Origin of the sequence: Rhodococcoides kroppenstedtii, from assembly GCF_900111805.1 — a bacterium.
Classification (GTDB): domain Bacteria; phylum Actinomycetota; class Actinomycetes; order Mycobacteriales; family Mycobacteriaceae; genus Rhodococcoides; species Rhodococcoides kroppenstedtii.
In genome coordinates, this window is the sequence record NZ_FOJN01000010.1 from 47,176 (window position 1) to 67,939 (window position 20,764).

21 protein-coding genes are annotated in these 20,764 nt (G+C 71.0%); 14 read left to right on the forward strand and 7 right to left on the reverse strand.

The window, feature by feature from the left end:
- Positions 1-15: 15 nt before the first annotated feature.
- From BMZ18_RS12475 to BMZ18_RS12490, 4 genes are all read right to left on the reverse strand, one after another.
- Entirely contained in the window at positions 16-549 is a 534-nt protein-coding gene (locus tag BMZ18_RS12475) for a hypothetical protein (protein WP_068099678.1), read from the reverse strand.
- 38 nt (positions 550-587) lie between these two features.
- The gene (locus BMZ18_RS12480; RefSeq protein WP_082895065.1) at positions 588-1,334 is read right to left on the reverse strand and encodes an ESX secretion-associated protein EspG; all 747 of its coding nucleotides are present in this window, start codon (positions 1,332-1,334) and stop codon (positions 588-590) included.
- Positions 1,331-2,764, reverse strand: a complete 1,434-nt coding sequence (locus BMZ18_RS12485) for a hypothetical protein (protein WP_074922218.1) — start codon at positions 2,762-2,764, stop codon at positions 1,331-1,333. The genes BMZ18_RS12480 and BMZ18_RS12485 overlap by 4 nt, the downstream gene beginning before the upstream one ends.
- Before the next feature lie 87 nt (positions 2,765-2,851).
- Entirely contained in the window at positions 2,852-4,165 is a 1,314-nt protein-coding gene (locus tag BMZ18_RS12490; protein ID WP_244516517.1) for a helix-turn-helix domain-containing protein, read from the reverse strand.
- 132 nt (positions 4,166-4,297) lie between these two features.
- Between BMZ18_RS12490 and BMZ18_RS12495 the strand changes: the two genes are divergently transcribed.
- From BMZ18_RS12495 to BMZ18_RS12515, 5 genes are all read left to right on the forward strand, one after another.
- The gene (locus tag BMZ18_RS12495) at positions 4,298-5,101 is read left to right on the forward strand and encodes an ABC transporter ATP-binding protein (RefSeq protein ID WP_068365894.1); all 804 of its coding nucleotides are present in this window, start codon (positions 4,298-4,300) and stop codon (positions 5,099-5,101) included.
- Positions 5,091-5,864 (forward strand): ABC transporter ATP-binding protein, encoded by a 774-nt coding sequence (locus tag BMZ18_RS12500; protein ID WP_068365895.1) that lies wholly within the window; start codon positions 5,091-5,093, stop codon positions 5,862-5,864. The genes BMZ18_RS12495 and BMZ18_RS12500 overlap by 11 nt, the downstream gene beginning before the upstream one ends.
- A gap of 64 nt (positions 5,865-5,928) precedes the next feature.
- Positions 5,929-6,807 carry a branched-chain amino acid ABC transporter permease gene (locus tag BMZ18_RS12505; RefSeq protein ID WP_068099682.1) on the forward strand — a complete coding sequence of 293 codons (879 nt, stop codon included), beginning with the start codon at positions 5,929-5,931 and terminating at the stop codon, positions 6,805-6,807.
- 1 nt (position 6,808) lies between these two features.
- Positions 6,809-7,945, forward strand: coding sequence for a branched-chain amino acid ABC transporter permease (locus tag BMZ18_RS12510; RefSeq protein ID WP_068365896.1), 1,137 nt, complete (start codon positions 6,809-6,811; stop codon positions 7,943-7,945).
- Complete coding sequence (locus tag BMZ18_RS12515) at positions 7,942-9,300, forward strand: ABC transporter substrate-binding protein (protein WP_068365897.1); 1,359 nt, start codon at positions 7,942-7,944, stop codon at positions 9,298-9,300. The genes BMZ18_RS12510 and BMZ18_RS12515 overlap by 4 nt, the downstream gene beginning before the upstream one ends.
- Positions 9,301-9,394: 94 nt before the next feature.
- On the opposite strand, the gene BMZ18_RS12520 is transcribed toward BMZ18_RS12515, so the two are convergent.
- Positions 9,395-10,495 (reverse strand): hypothetical protein, encoded by a 1,101-nt coding sequence (locus BMZ18_RS12520; RefSeq protein WP_068365898.1) that lies wholly within the window; start codon positions 10,493-10,495, stop codon positions 9,395-9,397.
- A 174-nt stretch (positions 10,496-10,669) separates the two neighbouring features.
- On the opposite strand from BMZ18_RS12520, the gene BMZ18_RS12525 reads away from it, so the two are divergent.
- The 5 genes from BMZ18_RS12525 (at position 10,670) to BMZ18_RS12545 (ending at position 13,684) form a co-directional block, all read left to right on the forward strand.
- Positions 10,670-11,380 carry a CsbD family protein gene (locus BMZ18_RS12525; RefSeq protein WP_068365899.1) on the forward strand — a complete coding sequence of 237 codons (711 nt, stop codon included), beginning with the start codon at positions 10,670-10,672 and terminating at the stop codon, positions 11,378-11,380.
- 219 nt (positions 11,381-11,599) lie between these two features.
- Positions 11,600-11,893 carry a WXG100 family type VII secretion target gene (locus BMZ18_RS12530; protein ID WP_068365900.1) on the forward strand — a complete coding sequence of 98 codons (294 nt, stop codon included), beginning with the start codon at positions 11,600-11,602 and terminating at the stop codon, positions 11,891-11,893.
- The gene (locus BMZ18_RS12535; RefSeq protein WP_068099688.1) at positions 11,890-12,183 is read left to right on the forward strand and encodes a WXG100 family type VII secretion target; all 294 of its coding nucleotides are present in this window, start codon (positions 11,890-11,892) and stop codon (positions 12,181-12,183) included. Before BMZ18_RS12530 ends, BMZ18_RS12535 begins: the two co-directional genes overlap by 4 nt.
- The gene (locus tag BMZ18_RS12540) at positions 12,183-13,448 is read left to right on the forward strand and encodes a WXG100-like domain-containing protein (RefSeq protein ID WP_068365901.1); all 1,266 of its coding nucleotides are present in this window, start codon (positions 12,183-12,185) and stop codon (positions 13,446-13,448) included. Before BMZ18_RS12535 ends, BMZ18_RS12540 begins: the two co-directional genes overlap by 1 nt.
- Positions 13,445-13,684, forward strand: coding sequence for a hypothetical protein (locus tag BMZ18_RS12545; RefSeq protein ID WP_068099690.1), 240 nt, complete (start codon positions 13,445-13,447; stop codon positions 13,682-13,684). Before BMZ18_RS12540 ends, BMZ18_RS12545 begins: the two co-directional genes overlap by 4 nt.
- Positions 13,685-13,688: 4 nt before the next feature.
- On the opposite strand, the gene BMZ18_RS12550 is transcribed toward BMZ18_RS12545, so the two are convergent.
- Entirely contained in the window at positions 13,689-14,183 is a 495-nt protein-coding gene (locus tag BMZ18_RS12550) for a hypothetical protein (RefSeq protein WP_068365902.1), read from the reverse strand.
- Positions 14,184-14,518: 335 nt separating this feature from the next.
- Here BMZ18_RS12550 and BMZ18_RS12555 point away from each other — a divergent pair, with 335 nt between their 5' ends.
- A complete protein-coding gene (locus tag BMZ18_RS12555; protein WP_139203955.1) occupies positions 14,519-15,631 on the forward strand; it encodes a hypothetical protein in 1,113 nt (370 codons plus the stop codon).
- A gap of 101 nt (positions 15,632-15,732) precedes the next feature.
- Here BMZ18_RS12555 and BMZ18_RS12560 read toward each other — a convergent pair whose 3' ends face one another.
- On the reverse strand, positions 15,733-17,067 hold the full coding sequence (locus tag BMZ18_RS12560; protein ID WP_082895234.1) for an MmgE/PrpD family protein: 1,335 nt from the start codon (positions 17,065-17,067) through the stop codon (positions 15,733-15,735).
- A 35-nt stretch (positions 17,068-17,102) separates the two neighbouring features.
- Here BMZ18_RS12560 and BMZ18_RS12565 point away from each other — a divergent pair, with 35 nt between their 5' ends.
- Genes BMZ18_RS12565 through BMZ18_RS12575 form a run of 3 tightly spaced genes read left to right on the forward strand, consistent with a single transcriptional unit; the run spans position 17,103 to position 20,727 of the window.
- Complete coding sequence (locus BMZ18_RS12565; RefSeq protein ID WP_244516518.1) at positions 17,103-18,080, forward strand: FAD-binding protein; 978 nt, start codon at positions 17,103-17,105, stop codon at positions 18,078-18,080.
- Positions 18,077-19,543, forward strand: a complete 1,467-nt coding sequence (locus BMZ18_RS12570) for a dihydroorotase (protein WP_068365903.1) — start codon at positions 18,077-18,079, stop codon at positions 19,541-19,543. Before BMZ18_RS12565 ends, BMZ18_RS12570 begins: the two co-directional genes overlap by 4 nt.
- Complete coding sequence (locus BMZ18_RS12575) at positions 19,540-20,727, forward strand: CaiB/BaiF CoA transferase family protein (RefSeq protein ID WP_074922220.1); 1,188 nt, start codon at positions 19,540-19,542, stop codon at positions 20,725-20,727. The genes BMZ18_RS12570 and BMZ18_RS12575 overlap by 4 nt, the downstream gene beginning before the upstream one ends.
- Positions 20,728-20,764 lie beyond the last annotated feature (37 nt).

Consider the following 20,764-nt stretch of genomic DNA (forward strand, 5'->3'; position numbering starts at 1 on the left):
GCGCCGTGGCCGGGGCTAGGGCCGACCGTGGTACGTCTTGGCCGCGGTGGTCGACAGGAGGGCGACGATCACGAAGCCCATCAGACCGTTGACGATGGCCGCACCGATCGCTGCCGTGATCGCCCCGGCCGCGAGGAACGGGAGCACGATCACCGCCACCACGATCAGTCCCGCGATCCAGGAGAAGAACGTGTTCGGGGACGGCACGGCCTGGAACAGCAGGAGCATGAACGCGCCCGCGAGGACCGCGGCGAGCGCGCCGTAGATGCCCGCGATCCACGGGTCCGACAGCCCGTACATCCAGAAGACGCGGGTGTCGGTGCGGTTGTAGACGGCCTGCACGATCGCGGTGGCGACCCAGCCCGCGAGGAACGTCGTGATCGCGGTGGCGACCACCCCGCCCACGAAGGGGCCGACGTCGAACTTCAGGCCGGAATTCGGCTTCTGCGGCGGCGCCGAGTAGGGCTCCTGACGGCCGTAGGCGCGTGTCCGATCGTCGTACCCGCCCTGGTAGCCGCCCTGGTACTCGTCGCGGTAACGATCGCTCATCAGCTCCGTCCTCTCCTCGGTCGTGTGCCGGCCCAACCCTAGCCGCGTACCCCGCCGGGCGCGGGCGACACGGCGTCGTCCTCGCGGTCGGGGCCGGTGAGCAGGTGTCGAACCAGGGCGACCGTGGCAGCGGGGGAGGCGGGCTGCACCGTCAGGGTCGTCGCCGTCGAGGTCAGGAGGTAGCGGCCGCGTGCGGTGTCGATCCATCGGACGCTGCGGTCGGCCGCGAGGGGACCGTCCGGATCGTCACCGAGGCGGCCGACGACGACGTCCCCGATGCCGGTGCGCGGGAGGGCGAGCACCGACCGCACCCGGGTCGCAGCGTCGTCCCGATCGCGGACGGCGGAGCTGGACGCCTCGATCGCGACACGGTCGGCCGTCGCCGCGGGCAGGTCGCCCGCACGTCCACCGATCGCGCCGACGACGGCACTCGGCAGCGCGGTCGCGGACAGCTCGTCGACGGTGACGACGCCGTCCGGCTGCTGCACGACGAGTACGGCGCCGGCGCCGGTGTCGCGCACCGCGGCGCGGAGGCGGAGCCGCGTTCCGTCGACGTGGACGCCGCACACGGTGAGGTGGCGGGCAGTGGAATCCATCGTGGCCGCGCCGGTCACGACGTCCCCGGCGACCAGCGCGCGGAGTGCGTCGCGACGACGGCCGGCCAGCGCCGCCGTGTCGGTGACGGTGTCGTCCGCGGCGGTCACGATCGGGAACGGTGGCCGCGTCCGACCCACCACGGCGCTCAGGACCTCGAACGCGAGCGGCGAGAACACTCGTGCCGTCATCCGATGACCGGCGGTGCCACCAGCGGGAGGTCGCCCACCAGCGCGTCGCCGTTGTCCGCCGTCACGAGGTAACTCGCTGGACGATGCTCGCTGTCGTCGGCGCCGCCTCGACCGGGCATCATCGCCGCCGGCCCGTACATCCCGCCCCGGCCGACCGCGGCGGCGCCGGAGGACCCCGGTGCCGGGGATGCTGCGGCACCGGTCCCGGCCGGTCCCACCACGCGCTCGCCGAGGATGCGCGAGCCGGGCCCGTCGGGGTGGGCCGCTCCGCCGCCCGAACCGACTCCGCCCCCGCCGACTCCACCCCGGCCGACTCCGGGTCCGCCGATGCCGGGACGGTCACGAGGTGCACCGGCCGAGGAGGACGATGCCGCGCGGACCGGGGCGGACTCGCTCGCTCCGAGCCGCCCCGGAAGGACGCCGCCGGGACCGCCGCCGGCTGTCGAGGTGGGTCCCGTCGACGCGCCCGCGCGATCGGCCACCCCGGGAGTCCCCGCACCGGTCCCGTCGACGGCCGCCGGGCCCGCGGACTGTCCCGCGCCGGCGGCGACGGTGTCGGCGGGCCCCGACGTCGTCGATCCGACGACACCGCCCGCTCCCGAGAGGGTCGACGTTCCGTGTTCGACACTGCCGAGGCCGACACTCCCGAGGCCGACACCGCCGAGGCCGCCGCCGGCCCCGGACCCGCCGGGGGCAGGGTCGACCGGGGGCGGCAGAACGGGCGCGGCCCCGTCGGCCCGCAGCACCGTCGGCACGTACACGGTGTTCATGACCGCGACGGCGGCGGCGCGACGTTCCTCCTCCTCAGCGAACAGGGAGGTCACGCTCTGGACGGAGGCGAAGGGGTTCAGGGCCGCGGACGCCAGGGCGACCCGCGCGAAGTCCGACGGGGTGAAGGATTGCGGAGGGGGCACGTTCTCGCGGGTGGCGGCCAGTCCGTGACGAGCCACGTCCAGCTCCGCCGACACGGCGCCCATGAGATCCACCGACGCCGTCGACCGGTCGCGGTAGGTCGCCACCGCGGCCAGGGCGGCGTCGGCCGCCATACCCTGCCAGTCGGTTCCGAGTACGGCCTCGAGGTCGTGCCAGAGCGTGGTCACGGCCGCGGCGAGGCGCTCGTGCGCCATACGCCAGGTCTCCGCCCCGGCGTCGAGCATCGCCGGGGTCAGCTCCACCGCATGGCCCCAGATCGCGGGGTGCGACATGGCCTCGAACGCCTCGGGCACCACGCCGCCGGGGGCACCCGTCGGCCCGGCGACGGTGCCGTCGAGGTCCCGGTACCGCGCGAGCGCCCGCTCCCCGGCGGCGAGTCGTTCGCTGTCGTCGCCGGTCAGCAGATCGCTCAACGCGACCCCCGCCCGGTCGATCACGTGCGCTCCGACGTCGCGGGCCGACTCCACCCACGCCCCGAGCGTGTCCATGCCGCTCATGTCGATCCCTCCGGCCGTCCTCGGTGACGAGTCACCGATCCCCTGCGGAGGTTCGACGCAGCGAGGACCCGAACGGTTCCCCGCGGGTCAGGCCCGCGAGTCGGCGGCACCCACCGCATCCGACCAGTGGCCCGACCGCACCAGGGCGAGGGTGAGGATCAGGCGGTCGTCGGGGTCGGCCGTACTGCGGCCGGTCAGGTCCTCCACCTGCCGCATCCGGTAGATGACGGTGTTGCGATGGCAGTAGAGCAGTTTGGCCGCGTTGGTGGGGGAACCGTCGGCCACGAGCACGTGCGCGAGCGTGCGCAGCAGCGTGTCCCGGGTGGCCGCGGGTTGGTGCACCAGGTCGCCGAAGGCGTGCTTTTCGATCAGATCGCCGATCTCGTCGTCGGCGGAGACGACGATGGCGGGCAGTCTGTCGGTGGCGACGACGGCGAGGCGGTCGCCGGTCGCGACGGTCGCGGCGGCGCGGGCCGCGGTGCGATACGCGGAGGCGAACGACGCCAACCCGTCGGCGGACGACGCGATGCCCACCGGTCCTGTCGCCCGCGGTGCGACGGCGTCGGCCACGGCGGACGTGCCACCGGGCCCGAGCCCGAGAAGACCGAACTGCACGCCGTCGCGCACGTGCCAGTACGACGAGGTGGTCACGTGGTCGACCGTGTCCTCGGGTGCGGAGAGCGGCGGCTCGCCCAGGTCGGACACCGCGCCGACGGCGCAGGCGATCGCCTGAGATGTGCCGAGCCCCAACGTGGCTCGGGCGTCGGCGGCGAACTGCGGGTCCGCACCGCGGCCGTCGCGCAGACCGTCGAGTACCGAGAGGATCTTCGACAGGTCGCGCTGCTGCATGCGCGCGGTCTCGCGCCGGTAAGCGTCCACCAGGATGGTGTTCTGGGTGTCGAGCGCCTGCCAGAGGCGTTGTCCCGCAACCAGAAGCAGCCGAGCCTCGAGCAACGACGGTTTCTCGGCGACGGCCGCGGCCAGTTCCTCCCACAGTGTTCGGGACCCGAGGGTGTAGGCCTTGAGCACCAGTTCCATCGGGATGCCCTGGCGTGCGCGCTCGCGCCCCGTGCGCCGCCACACGTCCGTCGTCGCCTCGGGTGAGTCCGGCATGCCGCTCAGTCGACGGAGCCCGAGGCGGATGTGTTCCCGCGTGCTGGAGCGAACGATGGACGGGATGTCCGAGCCGGCCGCCATGTACTCCGGGTCCTGCTCGAAGAGCGCCAGCGTGATCGAGTCCGCGAGCGCGTCGGACTCGGGAAGCAGGGTCGCCCAGGCACGTCGCACCGCGTCGCGTTCGTCCGGTGACAGTCGCGCGAGCACACCCGTGGCGCGGGCACGGGCGCGACCGACGTCACCTCGTCCGTGCGGCGGCGAGCCCATGAGCAGAGCTTTGCGCACCGCGCCCGGAGAACGGGGTGAAATGACCGAAAACAGTGCCCCGGGACCCATCAGATTTGTGCGCTCCGCCCATATCCAGGACTGTGCGCAGCGTCCATAGTGAGTGCCACCCGAACTGTGAGGTGGACCACTGTGCCGCTGACCGAACCGTCACCCATCACGACCGAATCCGTCTTCGCCCTGACCGACGTCACGGTCGAGTTCGGCGGCATCACCGCTCTGTCCGACGTCGGTCTGTCGGTCGGCTCGGGCGAGATTCTCGGCGTGATCGGGCCCAACGGGGCCGGCAAGACCACGCTGTTCAACGTGGCCTGTGGGCTGGTGCGGCCGCAGGCGGGCTCGGTGGTCCGCAGCGGCGAGCCGATCGCGCGCCTCCGGCCGAAGGACCTGCCTCGACTGGGTATGAGCCGCACTCTGCAGGGCCTCGGGCTGTTCGACCGCATGACCGTCCTGGACAACGTCATGGTCGGCGCGGACCACCTCTCCACCACCGGCGTCGTGAGCGCCCTCCTGGGGCTGCGATCGGCGGGCCGGGACACCGCGGCGCTCCGGGACCGCGCACTGGCCGTGCTGGTCGAACTCGGCATCGACGGTCATGCGTCGCGGTATCCGCCCAGCCTGCCGTACGCGGTCCGCAAGAAGGTCGCGCTGGCTCGCGCTCTCGTGTCGGAGCCGACTCTGCTGCTGCTCGACGAACCCGCGTCGGGACTGTCCGACGCGGAGATGGACGACCTCGCCGAGACGATGCGGTCGCTGACCACGCGCATGTCCATCCTGCTGGTCGAGCACCACATGGATCTGGTCATGAGCGTCTGCGACCACCTGGTGGTGCTCGATTTCGGCAAGGTCATCGCCCGCGGGACACCCGACCGGGTGCGTCGGGACCCCGCGGTGCTCGCCGCGTACCTGGGAGACGAGGTGGACCGTGAAGAGTGACAGGGGAAGCGCTGCAACGGACAGGGCGGCAAAGGACACCGCGGCAACGGACACGGCGGCGCTGAAAATCCGCGATCTCACCGTGCGGTACGGCGCGGTGACGGCGTTGGACGCGGTGTCGATGACGGTTCCCGCCGGCGCCGTGACGGCGGTGCTCGGGGCCAACGGAGCCGGCAAGACCACGTCGCTGCGCACCGTGTCCGCCGTGCAGAGCCCGGTGTCCGGGAGCATCACGATGGGCGATCACGACCTGATCGGTGCCGGGGCCGAGAGCATGTCCCGCCGTGGACTGTCCCACGTCCCGGAGGGGCGCGGGGTGATCGTCGAACTCACGGTCGAGGAGAACCTTCGCCTGGGACTGTTGGGCCGCAACACCTCTCGCCCTCGCATGGACATCAGCCGCGTCTGGGACATGTTCCCGCCGCTCGCCCAACGGCGGCAGGCAACGGCGCACACGCTCTCCGGCGGTGAGCGGCAGATGCTCGTGATCGCGCGAGCGCTCCTGGCCACCCCCTCGGTCCTACTGCTGGACGAGCCGTCCCTGGGCTTGGCTCCCCGCGTGGTCGCGCAGATCTTCCGGCAACTCCGAGATGCAGTGGACACCGACGGACTGACGGTCGTGCTGGTGGAACAGAACGCCCGCAGTGCGCTGTCCATCGCCGAGCACGCGGTGGTGCTCTCGCTCGGCCGCGTCGTGCGCGAGGGCCCGGCCGCGGACCTGCAGGGCGACACGGAGCTGCGCCACGCCTATCTCGGCTTCTGATCCGCGGGAACGCATTCCGGACCTCCCGGCCACGACGGCCCTCCCGATCTCGAAAGGTCATGCGGTGCAGCAACTTCTCACCATCGTCATCAACGGCATCACCAACGGGATGATCTACGCCGCGTTCGCCCTGGCGTTGGTGCTCATCTGGCGGTCCACCCGCATCGTCAACTTCGCGCAGGCGCCGATGGCGATGATCACCACGTACGTCGCCCTGACCGTCATCGACGCCGGCTACTCGTACTGGATCGGGTTTGGCGTGGCGCTCCTGTCGGGCCTTCTCCTGGGCGCCCTGGTCGAGCGGCTGATCATCCGGTACGTCGACAGTGCGTCGCACATCAATCCGGTGATTCTCACCCTCGGGTTGTTCATCGTGATCCACGCCGTCGCGGCGCTGGTGTTCGGCAACCAGTTCCGCTCGTTCCCGGCACCGTTCGGACTCGACGGGCAACGCATCGGGTCCGTCGACGTCGCGCTCACGGGGAACGACGTCTACACCGTCGTCGCGGTGCTGGTCGTGCTCGCCGCGCTGGTGGCCCTGTTCCGCTTCACCGACCTCGGCCTCACGATGCGCGCCAGCGCGTTCTCCCAGGAGGTCTCGCGCCTGTTGGGGGTGCGGGTCGGTCGCATGCTGACCCTCGGATGGGCTCTGGCCGCGGCCGTCGGGTCGGTGGCGGGCCTGCTCATCGCGGGCGGGTCGCTGGTCCACCCCGGCTACATGGATTCGGTGGTGGTGTTCGGCTTCGTCGCCGCGGTGCTCGGCGGTCTCGACAGTCCCGTCGGAGCGGTCGTGGGGGGACTGCTCATGGGGGTCGGACTGTCCGCGGTGAGCGGATACGTCGGCCAGGACCTGGTGTCGTTCGCCGCCCTGGTGATCCTGATCGTCGTTCTGCTGTTGCGCCCCAACGGATTGTTCGCCGCCGCCTCGGCCAGGAGGGTCTGACATGAGCGCACCCACCCGATCCCGCCCGTCGTCGTCGCCGACGCAGACCTCGCGGTTCGGCCGCCTCGTCGCCACCCCGGTGCGGCGGCATCTGCTCGGTGCTCTGGTGGCCGTCGTGGTGATCGTCCTCGTCCTCGAGAGCGTGAGCACCTTCCGCCAGAGTCAACTCACCTCGGTCGCGTATCTGGCGGTCGCGGCCGGGGGCTTGACCGTGCTCACCGGCCTCAACGGACAGTTGTCGCTCGGGCACGGGGCGTTCATGGCCATCGGGGCCTACACCGCCGCACTGCTGTTGCGCGCGAACGCATCCGGATGGTCCGTACCGCTGGTGTTGCTGGCGGCGACCGTCACGGCCGGCGTCGTCGGAATCGTCGTCGGTCTGGCCGCGGCGCGACTGCACGGGCCGTATCTCGCCGGCGCGACTCTCGCCCTGGCGGTGGCCGTACCCGGTCTGGCGCTGTACTTCTCGGAGTACCTGGGCGGCGAACAGGGACTGATCGTGCCGTCCCCGGACGTGCCGCGTGCGCTGGACGACATCGCGTACTTCGTCACCGGGAACGAACTCACCTCCACCAAGTTCGTCGCCTACGTGGCCTGGTTCCTCCTCGTCCTGGTGTTCTTCTTCCTCGCCAACCTCTCGGTCGGCCGCGTCGGTCGGCAGTGGCGCGCGGTGCGTGACGACGACGTCGCGGCGGAGATCGCGGGAATCGACCTCGCGCGCAGCAGGATTCTGGCGTTCGTCGTCAGCGCCGCGTGCGCCGGTGCGGCCGGGGCGGTGATGGCGATGGCGTCGAGGATCGCCGCGCCCAGTGGGTTCACGCTGGTGCTGTCGCTGACGTTGCTCTCGGCGGTGGTCATCGGTGGGTTGGGCACCCTCAGCGGTGCGTTGCTCGGCGCGGCGTTGCTGACGTACATCCCGCCCGTGGTCACCAACCTCGGCCTCGACGGCGGACTGACCAGCCTGCAGGCGGCCGAACTGGCGCCGCTGGTGACGGGCGTCTTCACCGTCCTGGTGATCCTCTTCGCTCCGCTCGGGCTGGTCGGCACCGTGCGGATGCGCTACCTGCGGTACCGGTCGACCACCGCTGCTCGGGACCTGAACGACTCGAACGATCCGGAGAAGGAAGGGACGCGATGACATACCAGACGCACTCGAGGAGAACGGGTCCGCGGCGCTGGGCTCTGCGGTCCACGGCACTCGCGGCGGCCGCGCTGCTGGCGGTGTCCTGCGGGGCCGGCGGCCGCGAGGAGGGCGAGACCTCGTCGGAGGGATCCACCGTCGGTATCACCGACACCACGGTCAAGATCGGCGCCCACTACCCGCTGACCGGCGTGGCGGCACCGGGCTACAGCGAGATCCCCACCGGCGCCAAGGCGTACTTCGACTTCGTCAACGCCGGCGGCGGGGTGAACGGTCGGCAGATCGAGTACGTGGTGCGTGACGATTCCTACGACCCCACCACGACGACGCAGGTGGTCAACGAACTCGTCCTCCAGGACGAGGTGTTCGCGATGGTGGGTGGACTCGGCACGGCGACGCACAGCGCGGTGATCGACTTCCTCAACGAGGAGGGCGTGCCGGACCTCTTCGTCTCGTCGGGCGCGATCATGTGGGGCAACGATCCGGAGAAGTACCCCAACACCTTCGGATGGCAGCCGGACTACCAGGTCGAGGGCAAGATCATCGGGGACTGGGTCCTCGAGAACCGCCCCGACGCGAAGGTCGGTCTCTTCCTCCAGGACGACGATCTGGGACGCGACAGCGAGGAGGCCGTCCGCCAGTACCTCGGAGATCAGATTGTCGGCGTCGCGCGCTACACGTCCGGCAACACCGACGTCGCACCGCAGATCGCCCAGTTGCAGGCATCCGGTGCGGACCTGGTGCTCGGGTTCAACGTGCCGTCGTATACGGCGCTGAGCCAGCTGGTCTCGCGTCGTCTGAACTACACGCCGGAGTGGTTCTACTCCTCGATCGGGTCCGACGTCGATCTCGTCGGCTCCCTGCTGGGCCGCTTCTCGCAGGGAGCGGTGACCGACGGCGCGTCGTCGCTGGAGAACATCCTCTCGCTGCAGTACATCGACGGCACCGATGACGAGGAGAGCCCCTGGACCCAACTCTGGCAGCGCGTGTGGGAGCAGAACGGTACCGGGGAGCCGTTGACGAACTACCGCATCTACGGCATGAGCCACGCCTACGCGTTCGTGCAGGCGCTGCAGGCTGCCGGGGAGAACCCGACCCGCGAATCGATCGTCAGCGCCCTTCAGTCGGAGGGCAAGTCCTTCCAGGGCCCTCAGTTGGCACCCTTCCGCTATTCGCCCGAGAGTCATCTCGGCATCTCCGGAGCCAACGTCTACCGCATCCGGGGAGGCGTGCCGGAGAACCTGACGCCGGTGCTCGTGACCGACATCGGTGACGCCCCCGTCGAAGAGTACACCGGCGAGCGAGCGACACCGCCGGAGAGCGGGATCCCGGACACCCCTCCGGCGGGCTGAGGTGGTGGCGGGCTGAGGCGGCGGCGGCCCGGTGTCTCGACGCCGGGCCGCCGCACTCGGCGGCCCGGGGTGGATCAGGCGGGGTCGAGCGAAACTAGTCGAGGTCGCGATTGCCGAACACGTCGGCCTCCGCCACCCCGTCACGCACGGCGTGTTGCAGCTGCGGCGGCACCAGCACCACCTCGCCGTCGACCAGCAGGCCGTCGTCGACGAGGGACTTCAGGTGCGCGGTCACCAGTTCGGCGGTCCGGCGGTCCTCGCCCTCGAGACTGCCGTAGTCCTCGTCGAGGTTGCCCTCCGGCGGATCCGGTGTCATGGCCGCCAGCACGGTCTGGGCCACGAACGACGCGGCGACGGACGCCGAGACGTCCACCTCCGAGCCGGCGGAGAGAGTCGAGCTCACGTACCCCGCCACGGCGGCCCGCAACGCCGGCACGTCGCGCGCGGTGAACGCGTCGGCCTGCGGTCCCGGGGCGGCCACGCCGTTCACGGCCGTGACCAGGCCGCCGAGCAGAGCCCCGGACCAGAGGTCGGCGATCTCGGGAACGTCCGCGGGTCCTTGGAACGTCGAGGTCGGCACGGTCACCCGCAGGGCCGCTCCCACCGTCGCCGCGTTGACGGCGTCGCCGCTGCGCCACCACTCGATCAGCGCATCCCACCGCGGGATCATCGGCAGGTCCGCCAGGGCCGCCGCTTCCTCCTCGGCCGGCACGTCCGGTAGTTCCACGTCGTCGGCGGTGAGGGTGTCGGGCATGGAGTCGACGAAGGACGTCAGGTCGTCCATACAGTGCTCGAAGTCGGCGTCGGTGCCGCTCCAGAGGTCGGACTCGTCGAGGAACGCAAGATAGGTGAGCGCCGAGAACACCAGGTGCAGTGCGGCGTCGTCGGCCTCGTCCGTGTCCTGCGCCAGCACCGATTCCGCGGCGTCGAGCACCAGGTGGGCGTCGTCCGGAACCCACCCCGTCGCCGAGAACTGCGGCCGCACCCGGTCCAGCTCGCGGAGCAGGGACTCGATCACCCGCACGGTGGCCCGCGGATCCGAGTCCGGCTCCTCGGCCTGGTCGAGCCAGTCGGAGAACCGCCCGAGCGCCTTGTCGATGGTCGACGGTGTCGGCGCGCCGCCGCGTTTGCGACGGCGGGCGGCGGACTTGGCGGCGCGCTTCTGCCCGCGGGACAACGGTCGCTGTGCACCCATGGGTGACGACCTTACGGGCAGCCGGCGACGCCGACGGACCGGTGGAGACCCCCTGCGCGCTGGCGCGGGTGTGACGTAGATCATGTGACGACGGCGTGCGCTTCCGCGTTCTTCGTACGACTGACCTCAGACACCGAGCGCGCCCGGACCGGGCGGCGCCGAAAGGAGCGGATCATGGCCGATTTCGTCGACAAGGCACAGAGCAAGGCCGAAGAGGCCGCAGGCGCTGCGAAGAAGAAGGTCGGCGAGGCGACCGGCGACGACAGCCTGCGCACCGACGGCGCGGCTCAGCAGAGCAAGGCCGACGGCAAGCAGGCTGCCCAGAAGGCCGGCGACGCGGCGAAGGACGCGGCCGGTGCCGCGCAGGACAAGGCCGAGGACGTTGCCGAGAAGGCCGGTGACGTCGCGAACAAGGCCGAGAAGAAGGCCGATCAGGCCGCCGGCGCGGCGCAGGACAAGGCGTCCGACGTCGCCGACAAGGCCGAGGGCGCTGCCTCCGACGCGGCCGACAAGGCCGAGGACGCCGTGTCGAATGCCGCGGACAAGGTCAAGCAGTCCGACGCTCCCGACGCCGTCAAGAAGGCCGCGGACACCGCCCAGGACGCTGCGTCGCAGGTGGCGGGCAAGGCCAAGCATGCTGCCGACGAACTCGCCGGCGCGGTGAAGAACTACGACGCCGACGCCAAGGACGTCGCCAAGGCCGGCGCGGTCAGCGCCCCGGTGATCGCCGCCGTCGTGGGTGCGGTCGTTGCGCTCGTCGTGGTCCGTCGCCGTCGCAACGATCCCCGACGCGTCGCCGAGCGTCGCCTGAAGAAGGCGCGCAAGAACGCGCGGAGCTTCGGCCACGATCTGGCCGAGACGGTGAAGCAGGCGCGCACGCGCTGATCCCGTCACCTGTCGACGCGACCGCCGACGCGGGAACCGAGAGGGCGAGGGGGCTGCGTCGGGTCGCGGAGGGAGGACAGTACGACGAGCGGGGCGGGCACATCTAACCGATGTGCCCGCCCCGCTTCGTCGTGGTCGTTCCCCTCGAGGCTGCACGGAACCGATCGCTCCCCGGCGTCGTCCAATCCCCCGACGAGCCGCAACGATCGGGGGAGCGACATGGACCACGTCGACGTCGGGGTGGAGGAACTCCGCGCCGCGAGCAGAGCGATCGCGGAGACCGCGGGCGCATGGGGGTCGGAACTGGCCGACGCAGCGGCCACCGTGCGGTCGGGGACCGTGGGGTGGCAGGGCGCCGCGGCCGCGGCCTTCGCCGCCGGGTGGGAGCAGGTGGACACCGGCGCCCGGCGGGTCGTGGTCGCTCTCGGTGAGCAGGCCCGACTGCTCGAGACCGCCGCCAGCGGCTACGAGCACGAGGACAACACGGCCGCGACGCGTCTGGACCTGACGTGAGCGCGTTCCGGGTCGAGTTGGACCCGCTGATGGAGGTCGTGTCCCGGCTGCAGGCCGTGGCCGAGAGTGCCGACCGCCGCCTCGCCGAGGTCGACGCTCGGGTGGCCCACCTCGGCTCCGCGTGGACGGGTGAGGCCGCGGCGGCGCATCGACGAGCCCACGACGCCGCCGTAGCCGGCGCCCGCGAGATGGCCGAGGGGCTCGCCGTCATGGCGGAGGCGGCGCGGTCCGCTCATGCGGCGTACTCGGCCGCGGTCACCGCGAATCTGCGCATGTTCGGGGCTCGCTGATGGCTCCGATCGTCGTCGACCTCGCGCCGGAGGCGCTCACTGCTGCTGCCCGCGCCCTGTACGACGAGGCGCACACCGTCTCGACCGCCGTGCGTCGTCAGTGGGTCCGCTCGTCGGACTGGGCCGGGATGGCGGGCAGCGACGAGGCCGGCGAGCGCTGGGGCACGGCGTACGACGAGGACGTCGACGCCTTCTCCCGCGCCGTGCGCACGGTGGTGTCGGCGCTGTCGTCGCTCGGCCTGCTGATCGAACAGTCGGCCGTCAACCATGCGACGGCGGACTCGATCGCGGCGTCCGCGACGCCGCCGGATCCGATATCCGGTCCGCCCGCCACCCTGGAGGACCTGGCCTTTTCCAGCGCGGTCGGGGACGCCGGGCCCGGCCTGCAGGGAGCGGTCGAGATCGCCGACGCCGTGGGCGTGCCGTGCCCCAACGGCGACACCGATCGGTTGCGCGCGGCGTCGGAGGCCTGGATCACCGTCGGCCGCGAGTTGCTCGACGTCCGCACCCGACTGCTCGGGGTGGCCGACGGCCTGCGTGAGTCCACGAGCCCCGAGATCGACGCCATGCAGGACGACGTGCGCCGTGTGCTGAATGCGGTCGAAGCGGCGGCCGGGGCCTGTTCGGGTCTCGCGGCCCTGTGCCGGGACTTCGCCGATCAGCTCGCCGACACGCGGTCGCAGATCCGCGATCTGATCGAGCAGTTCGCGCTCGAGGAAGCGGCGGCCGTCGCCGTCGGAATCGGGTTGGCGTTCGTCTCGGCCGGACTGTCCGCAGCCGCGGGTGCGGCGGTGGCGGCCGGACGATTCGCCCGCACCGCGTCCCGGGTCCGCGCCGTCGTGGCCGCACTCGGGGCCTTCGCGCGGATGCGCCGGAACGAGACCGCGATGGCCACCCTCGATCGCGTCGTCGACGACGTCGAGGAGGTGACCACCCGCATCCCGGTGCGCTGGGACGACGTCGTTTCTCGGGAGACGCCGCCCGTGGCGCCGGGATGGTCGTCGTCGAGGGCGCTCGACGACCACTTCGCCCGGCACGGCGCCGACGTCGGCGCCCGGACGGCTCGGGAGTACGCCGAGCTCGCGGCCCGATTCCGCGACGACCCGTCGCATCTGGTGAAGATCGGACCCGACGGCACGGTGCGGATGTACGAACCGGCGACGAACACCTTCGCCGCCTACACTCCCGACGGCATCACCAAGACCTTCTTCCGACCGGGGTCCGGTGCCGCCTACTGGGACCGTCAACCAGGAGTTCCTCGATGAGCGCGCATCTCTGCCCGGTCTGCCGCTACCCCGAGCTCGCGGAGCCGCCCCGAACGGACGCGGGTCCGTCGTACGAGGTGTGCCCGTCGTGTGGTTTCGAGTTCGGTGTGACCGACGACGATCTCGGCATCCCCGAGAGCGAGTGGCGACGGCGGTGGCTCGCGGAGGGCGCGCGCTGGCAGTCGTCGTCCCCGGCCCCGCCGGGATGGGACGGTGCGGCGCAAGCCCTCGGGTGAGCCGTCAGGGAAGCAGGTGCGAGTAGGCCGAGCATTCGGCCGCCACACCGATGTAGACCAGGCCGTCGGACTGCGCGTCGCTCCATCCGAGGGGTGCGGTGCGTCCCGACACGTCCTCGAGCACGTCGATGCCGGCGCGCCCGACGGCGAGGTCACGGCAGATGTCGGCGGCCGTGCGATCGATGAACCCGAGAGTCGCGGGGTCGGCGGGGTAGCCGACCGAGGTCAGGACCTGCGTCAGGGTCGTGTCCGGATCCGACACCGACGCAGCCGACGCTGGTGCGGCGATGTCGATCGCCGACGCCGTGATCGCCGAGGGTGCGGTGGGGGTCTCGACCGGGGCGGGCCGGTCGGCGGGCGCGACGTCGCTCGCCGCCACGGCAGACTGGGTGTCGACCACCGTGGGGAGGACGGCAGCGGGCAACGCGACCGCGGTGATGCCCGCAGCGGCCCACAGAACGCGTCGACGGGTGCTGGTCGGGCGGCGGTGAGCAGGCATGTCGAGTCTTCCGTGCGGGGGTCGGACGCTGACGTATACCCAAGATCCAGTGAAATGTTACGTCGATCTCACATCATGGAACGGAGGGCGCGCCGATGGCGGCGGTATCGCGCGCGAACCTGGGCGCCTGGCTGATCACGGTGAATCCGCGCCTGTCGTTCCTGACCCGGCAGGAGTGGGCAGCGCTCGCTCCGAGGACGCCGAGAATGCCGGGATTGCCGTGGTAGCCAGTACCGTTCGGTTGGTACTCTTGTTGCTGAAGTGACTTGTGTTACTGATGTGACTCCAATGCGGGTCGGGTGCCGTCGTCGCACCCGTGTCGGGTGGGAGTCACCATGGTCCGTACGGTCGTCACACGAATCCTTCTTCTGCTGGCGGTGATGCTCATGACGCTGACGGTCACGCCGGCGTCCGCCGCCAGTTCCTACGTCGGGCGGCAGGGAATCGGCCTCAACGGCATCGATTTCCGAGCCTCGTCGACGGTGCAACGTGCCCAAGCAGCCCGCATCGCCGGCACCGGCGCTGCCTGGGTGCGCATCGAGATCGACTGGTGGTGGGTGCAGGACGGCGGCCCGTCGTCGTACAACTGGGCGGGGCCCGACGGCGCCGTCGCCGCGGCGCGCGCCCGCGGCCTGAAGATTCTGCTGTTGATCCAGAAGACACCGCCCTGGGCGCGCACCACCGCCGACGGCAGCACACCCCCGACGGATCCCGCCGCCTACGCGCGCTTCGCCGCCACCACCGTCGCGCGCTACGCGCCGCAGGGAATCCGGGCGTTCGAGGTCTGGAACGAGCCGAACCTCTGGATGTTCTGGGCCGATCCCGTCACCGGCAAACCCAACGTCCAGGGGTATGTCGACCTGCTCCGCGCGGCCTATCCGGCCATGAAGGCGGCCACGCCGTACGCCATCACCGTCGTCGCCGCGGGCCTGTCGCCGTGGGGCACCACCGGTCAGTCACCCGAGGGGCACGCGATCGCGCCGCTCACCTATCTCGATCAGATGTACGACCTCGGGGCGGGTGGATCCTTCGACGCCCTGGGCTGGCATCCCTACACCGCACCCGCTCTGCCGAACGACGTCGCCGACTGGAACGCGTGGTCGCAGATGAGCATCGACTTCCGGAACCCCGACGGCTCGATCTACCAGAAGAGCGCGCGGACGATCATGACCGAGAACGGTGACGCCGGGAAGCTGATCGTGATGACCGAGGCCGGCGCCGCCACCGCGGGCGACCCCAGCCTCACCGAGCAGGCGCAGGCCACCGCCTACCGCCAAGCGGTCGACCTCCGCCTCTCCTACACCTGGGCCGGCCCGATCTTCTTCTACGAGACCACCGACCGCGCCCCCCTCACCACCGTGAACCCCGACAAGGAGAACTACTTCGGGGTCTACCGCAACGACGGGTCCGCCAAGCCCGCCGTCGCGGTGCTGCAGTCCGTCCGCTGACCCCCTGCCCGGTGCGCTGACTCCTGCCCGGTGCTGCGCACCGCGGCCCGCGGCGGCCCGCTGCGCACCGCGGCTCGCTGCGGCACTCGACCCCGAGCGCCTCACGGCAAACCCTGCAGCACCTCCACGACGTCCGACGCCCCGGCCAGCCCGTCCACTACCCCGACGATTCGCTCTGCATCGGAGGCCCCGACCAGCCCGACGATCTTGGCGACCACAGCATCCCGGTCGAGCGGGAAGTGGTCGCTGTCGCCGACGGGGTTGGGTGCGCCCGCGGCGACCACCTCCCCGGACCGCAGCGCCAACTCCACCTCGACGGCCCGGCGGTCGGGGAGCAGCGCGGTCAGGTGGTCGGCCACCTCGACGTGAACCCGGTCCACCACCGACGTCGCGCGGACGAAGGTGGCGCCGTCGGGGTCGAAGGTGTCGACGCCGATCTCGTCGGCGACCAGCGCCGCGGCGACGACGACGGGAAGCGAGAACATCGCCTGCAGACGATTCGTCGGGGTGCGCCCGAACAGTGGCTCGGCGAGCCCGTGAATGCGCACCCGCACGTCGGTGACGTCGTCGGCGGACAGGCCGCCGGTGCGGCGCAGGTGCTGAATCACGTCCACGGCGGCGTGGGTGTACGAGCAGCTGGCGTGGCGTTTGGCGTAGCCCCGGTCGATCGACAACACACCCGGCTCCACTGCGAGCCGGTCCGCGTGCAAGGTCCCGACCACCCCACCGAGCGTGGCCGACGCGATCCCGACGTTGTCCACCAGTCCGGCCTCGGCCAGCCGTGCGGCGTCGAGCCCGGCGCGAACGGCGTTGCCCATCCACAGGTTTCGTCCGAACTGCCCCTGCAGCACCACCTCCCACGGAGCGATCGAGACGAGGGACGTCGAGGCGTCCACCGCGGCGGCCGCGCGGTCGACACTCAGGCCCCACACGGCGGCGGCGGCCATGGCCGCACCGGTCGCGCCCCAGTGGCCGTGGGTGTGCCAGCGCGGGTCGCGGTCGAGGGCGTGGCCGAACCGGGTGGCCACCTCGTAACCGGCGACGACGGCGGTGAGAAACGTGGTCCCGGAGACCGGTTCGTCCGCGAGGCGTGCGGCGGCGACGGCGGCGGGAACGACGTGCGCTGCGGGGTGGCCCGCGGCGTACTTGTTGCCCTCGTCGAGTTCGAGGCAGCACGACGCCACCGCGTCGAGGAGGGCGACGGCCTCGGCGGAGCCAGTGGCCCCACCGCCGAGGGTGATCCAGCGCCCCGGTTCGCGACGGCGGGAGGCCACCAGGGCAGCGACCTCGGGCGTGCGTGCGCCGGCGAGGCCGACACCCCACAGGTCGATCAGCACGGTTTCGACCCGCGATGGCCCGCGGGTCACGGCGGCGGCCAGGGCGTCGATCACCAGGGTGTGGACGGCGTCGCGGGTACGTTCCGCTGAGCGAAACAACGAACCCCCACACCGTCGAGGGTCGCCACGGCAGCGTGCTGCTCGATCACCTGACGCGCGCCGTCGCCGAGCACCCGAACATCGACGTCTACGCGCCCGCCCGGGTGACGGACGTGCGGACCGAGGACGGACGCGTGAGTGCCGTCGTCGTGACGCTGCCCGACGGCACCACCGACGAGATCCCGACGCCGGCAGTTCTGTTGGCCACCAACGGATACGGAGCGGACCACGCGGCCGTCGCCCAGCATGCCCCCGAGATCGCGTCGGCGGTCTATCACGGCAGCGAGTACTCGACGGGCGACGCGCTCGCCATCGGCACGCGCCTCGGTGCCGAGGCCAGGTTCCTCGACGCCTATCAGGGACACGCGGCCCTGTCGAAGAAGGCGGCGACGCTGGTCGGCTGGGCGACGGTGATGCACGGAGGCGTCGTCCTCGATGCCACGGGCCGACGCTTCGGCGACGAGACCACCGGCTACTCGGAGTACGCGGCGCAGCTCGCGGCGCGCCCGGGGTCGGAGGGCTGGCTGGTCATCGATCGCGAGATCCACGATCGGTGCCTGGCGTTCACGGATTTTCGGCAGACCGTCGAGTCCGGCGCCGCGGTGTGGGCGGACGGCGCCGCGGGTCTGGCTGCCGCCACCGGATTGCCGGTGGACGCGGTCGTCGACGAGATCGCCGCTGTTGGCCGCTACGCTCGCGGTGAGGCCTCGGATCCGTTCGGACGCAACTCGTTCGAGCACGAGATGGTCGGTCCGTACGTGGCCGTCGCCATCGTCCCGGCGCTGTTCCACACCCAGGGCGGTCTCGTGGTCGATGGGCACGCGCGCGTCCTGCGCACGGACGGCTCGCCCATCGACGGACTGTTCGCCGCCGGCGGCGCCGCCATGGGCATCTCCGGTCACGGCGCCTCGGGTTACCTCGCGGGCAACGGCCTGTTGCCCGCCCTCGGATTGTCCTTCCTGGCCGCGGACGCTGCGGCCGCTTCTCTCGATATGCAAAGGACCTCGTCATGACGACACTGCTCATCACCAACGCCCGCGTCGTACGTCCCGGTGCGGACCACCCCGAGGAGGGGGAGTTCCTCGATCTCCTGATCGAGGACGGCAAGTTCACGCAGATCGCGGCCGGTATCGATCCGTCGGGGGCCGACACCGTCATCGATGCTGCGGGCAAGGTCGCCTTCCCCGGAGTGGTGGACGCGCACCAGCACTGGGGCATCTACAACCCGCTGTGTGAGGACGCCGAGGCCGAGTCGCGGGCCTGCGTGCAGGGCGGCGTCACCACCTCGCTGTCGTACATGCGCACCGGCCAGTACTACATGAACACCGGCGGGTCCTACGCGGACGTCTTCCCCACGGTCCTCGAGGCCACCGAGGGACGCCCGTACGTCGACTACGCGTACCACCTCGCGCCGATGTCGAAGGAACACATCGGCGAGATCCCCTCGCTCATCACCGATCACGGTGTGACGTCGTTCAAGATCTTCATGTTCTACGGCAGCCACGGTCTGCACGGTCGGTCCACCGACCAGAGCGAGTTCCTCATGACCCCCGAGGGCGAGCGGTACGACCTGGCGCACTTCGAGTTCGTCATGCGCGGCATTCAGGCTGCGCGCGAGCAGCTTCCGGAGATGGCCGATCACATCTCGCTGTCGCTGCACTGCGAGACCGCCGAGATCATGAGCGCCTACACCAAGATGGTCGAGGAGGAGGGCACGCTGACCGGCCTCGCCGCCTACAGCGCGTCGCGTCCGCCGCACTCCGAGGGCCTCGCGGTCACCATCGCGTCGTTCCTCGCCGACGAGACGCAGCTGCCGAACATCAACCTCCTGCACCTGTCCTCGCGCAAGGCGCTCACGGCGGCCATGCGCATGGCGAAGGCATTCCCGCACGTCAACTTTCGACGTGAGGTCACCATCGGGCACCTGCTCGCCGACATCGACACGGCCTACGGACTCGGCGGCAAGGTCAATCCGCCGCTGCGCCCGCGCGAGGACGTCGAGGCCCTGTGGGAGCACCTCATCGCCGGCGACGTGGACTGGGTCGTCAGCGACCACGCGTGCTGCAAGGACGAGAAGAAGTTCGCCGAGGATCGCGGCGACATCTTCGCGGCCAAGTCCGGCTTCGGCGGCGCCGAGTACTTGCTGCCCGGCCTGGTCAGCGAGGGCCGCAAGCGTGGGCTCAGCTGGCGTCGCATCGCCGAGCTGACATCGCTGAATCCGGCCGAGCGCTACGGACTTCCGGGTAAGGGCTCGATCGCCGTGGGCATGGACGCCGACCTCGCGCTCGTCGATCCGGACCACACCTGGACCGTGCGTCCGGAGGATTCCGAGTCCACCCAGGAGTACACGCCGTTCGAGGGCTTCGAACTCGGCGCCAAGGTGACCGACACGTTCGTCCGCGGACAGCGCGTTCTGGCCGACGGCGCCGTTTCCGGCGCACCGGCCGGCCGCTACCTGCACCGGCCCTACAAGTGACGGGTCCGCTCGACGGGATCCGCGTTCTCGACGTCTCGACCATCCTGGCCGGCCCGCTGGTCGCACAGATTCTCGGGGACTTCGGGGCGGACGTCGTCAAGATCGAGCACCCCACCAAACCGGACGGGATGCGCGGTCACGGGTTGGACAAGGACGGGCATCCGCTGTGGTGGACCATGGTCAGCCGCAACAAGCGGGGGCTGACCCTGAACCTCGGCAACCCGGACGGCGCCGAGGTGTTCAAACGGCTCGTCGCCGACGTCGATGTGGTGGTCGAGAACTTCCGCCCGGGCACGTTCGAGCGGTGGGGATTGGGTTACGACGTGCTGTCGGCGATCAATCCGGGTCTGATCCTGTTGCGGGTCACCGGGTTCGGTCAGACGGGGCCGTATTCGACGCGGCCGGCGTTCGGCACCCTCGTTGAGTCGATGAGCGGGTTCGCCCACCTCACCGGTGAAGCCGACGGTCCGCCGACCCTGCCCGCGTTCGGTCTGGCCGATTCGCTCGCGGGGATCGCCGGGTCGTCGGCGGTGTCGATGGCGTTGCTGCACCGGCACAAGACCGGCCGCGGTCAGGAGATCGACCTGGATCTGCTGAGCCCCATCATGACCGCCGTGGGGCCGGGCGTGATCTACGCCGATCAGCTCGGTATCGATCAGGAGCGCACCGGGAACCGGTCGACCAACAACGCGCCCCGCAATCTCTACCGCACCAAGGACGGTCACTGGCTGGCCATCTCGACCAGTGCCAACTCCATCGCGGAGCGGGTGCTGCGCCTCGTCGGGCACCCGGAAGTCCTCGACGAGCCGTGGTTCGCCACCGGCCGCCAACGGGCCGCGCACGCCGACCTGCTCGACGACTACGTCGGTGGGTGGATCGGGGAGCGCACTCGGGACGAGGTGATCGCGGCGTTCGAGGACGCGGGCGCCGCGGTCGCCCCGGTCTGCAAGCCGTCGGAACTGCTCGACGACCCCCAGGTCACCGCCATCGAGATGGTCACCAACGTCGACGACGAGGATCTGGGACCCGTGCGCATGCAGAACGTCATGTGGCGCATGGGGGAGAGCCCCGGCAGCATCCGGCACACCGGACGCGCGCACGGGGCGGACACGGACGAGATCCTCGCCGAATCCGGTTACTCCGCCGAGGAGATCGCCCGGCTCCGGGAGGTCGGGGCGGTCTGAACCCCGCCCCGGCCCCGGTGACCCCCCGCACCGTTGG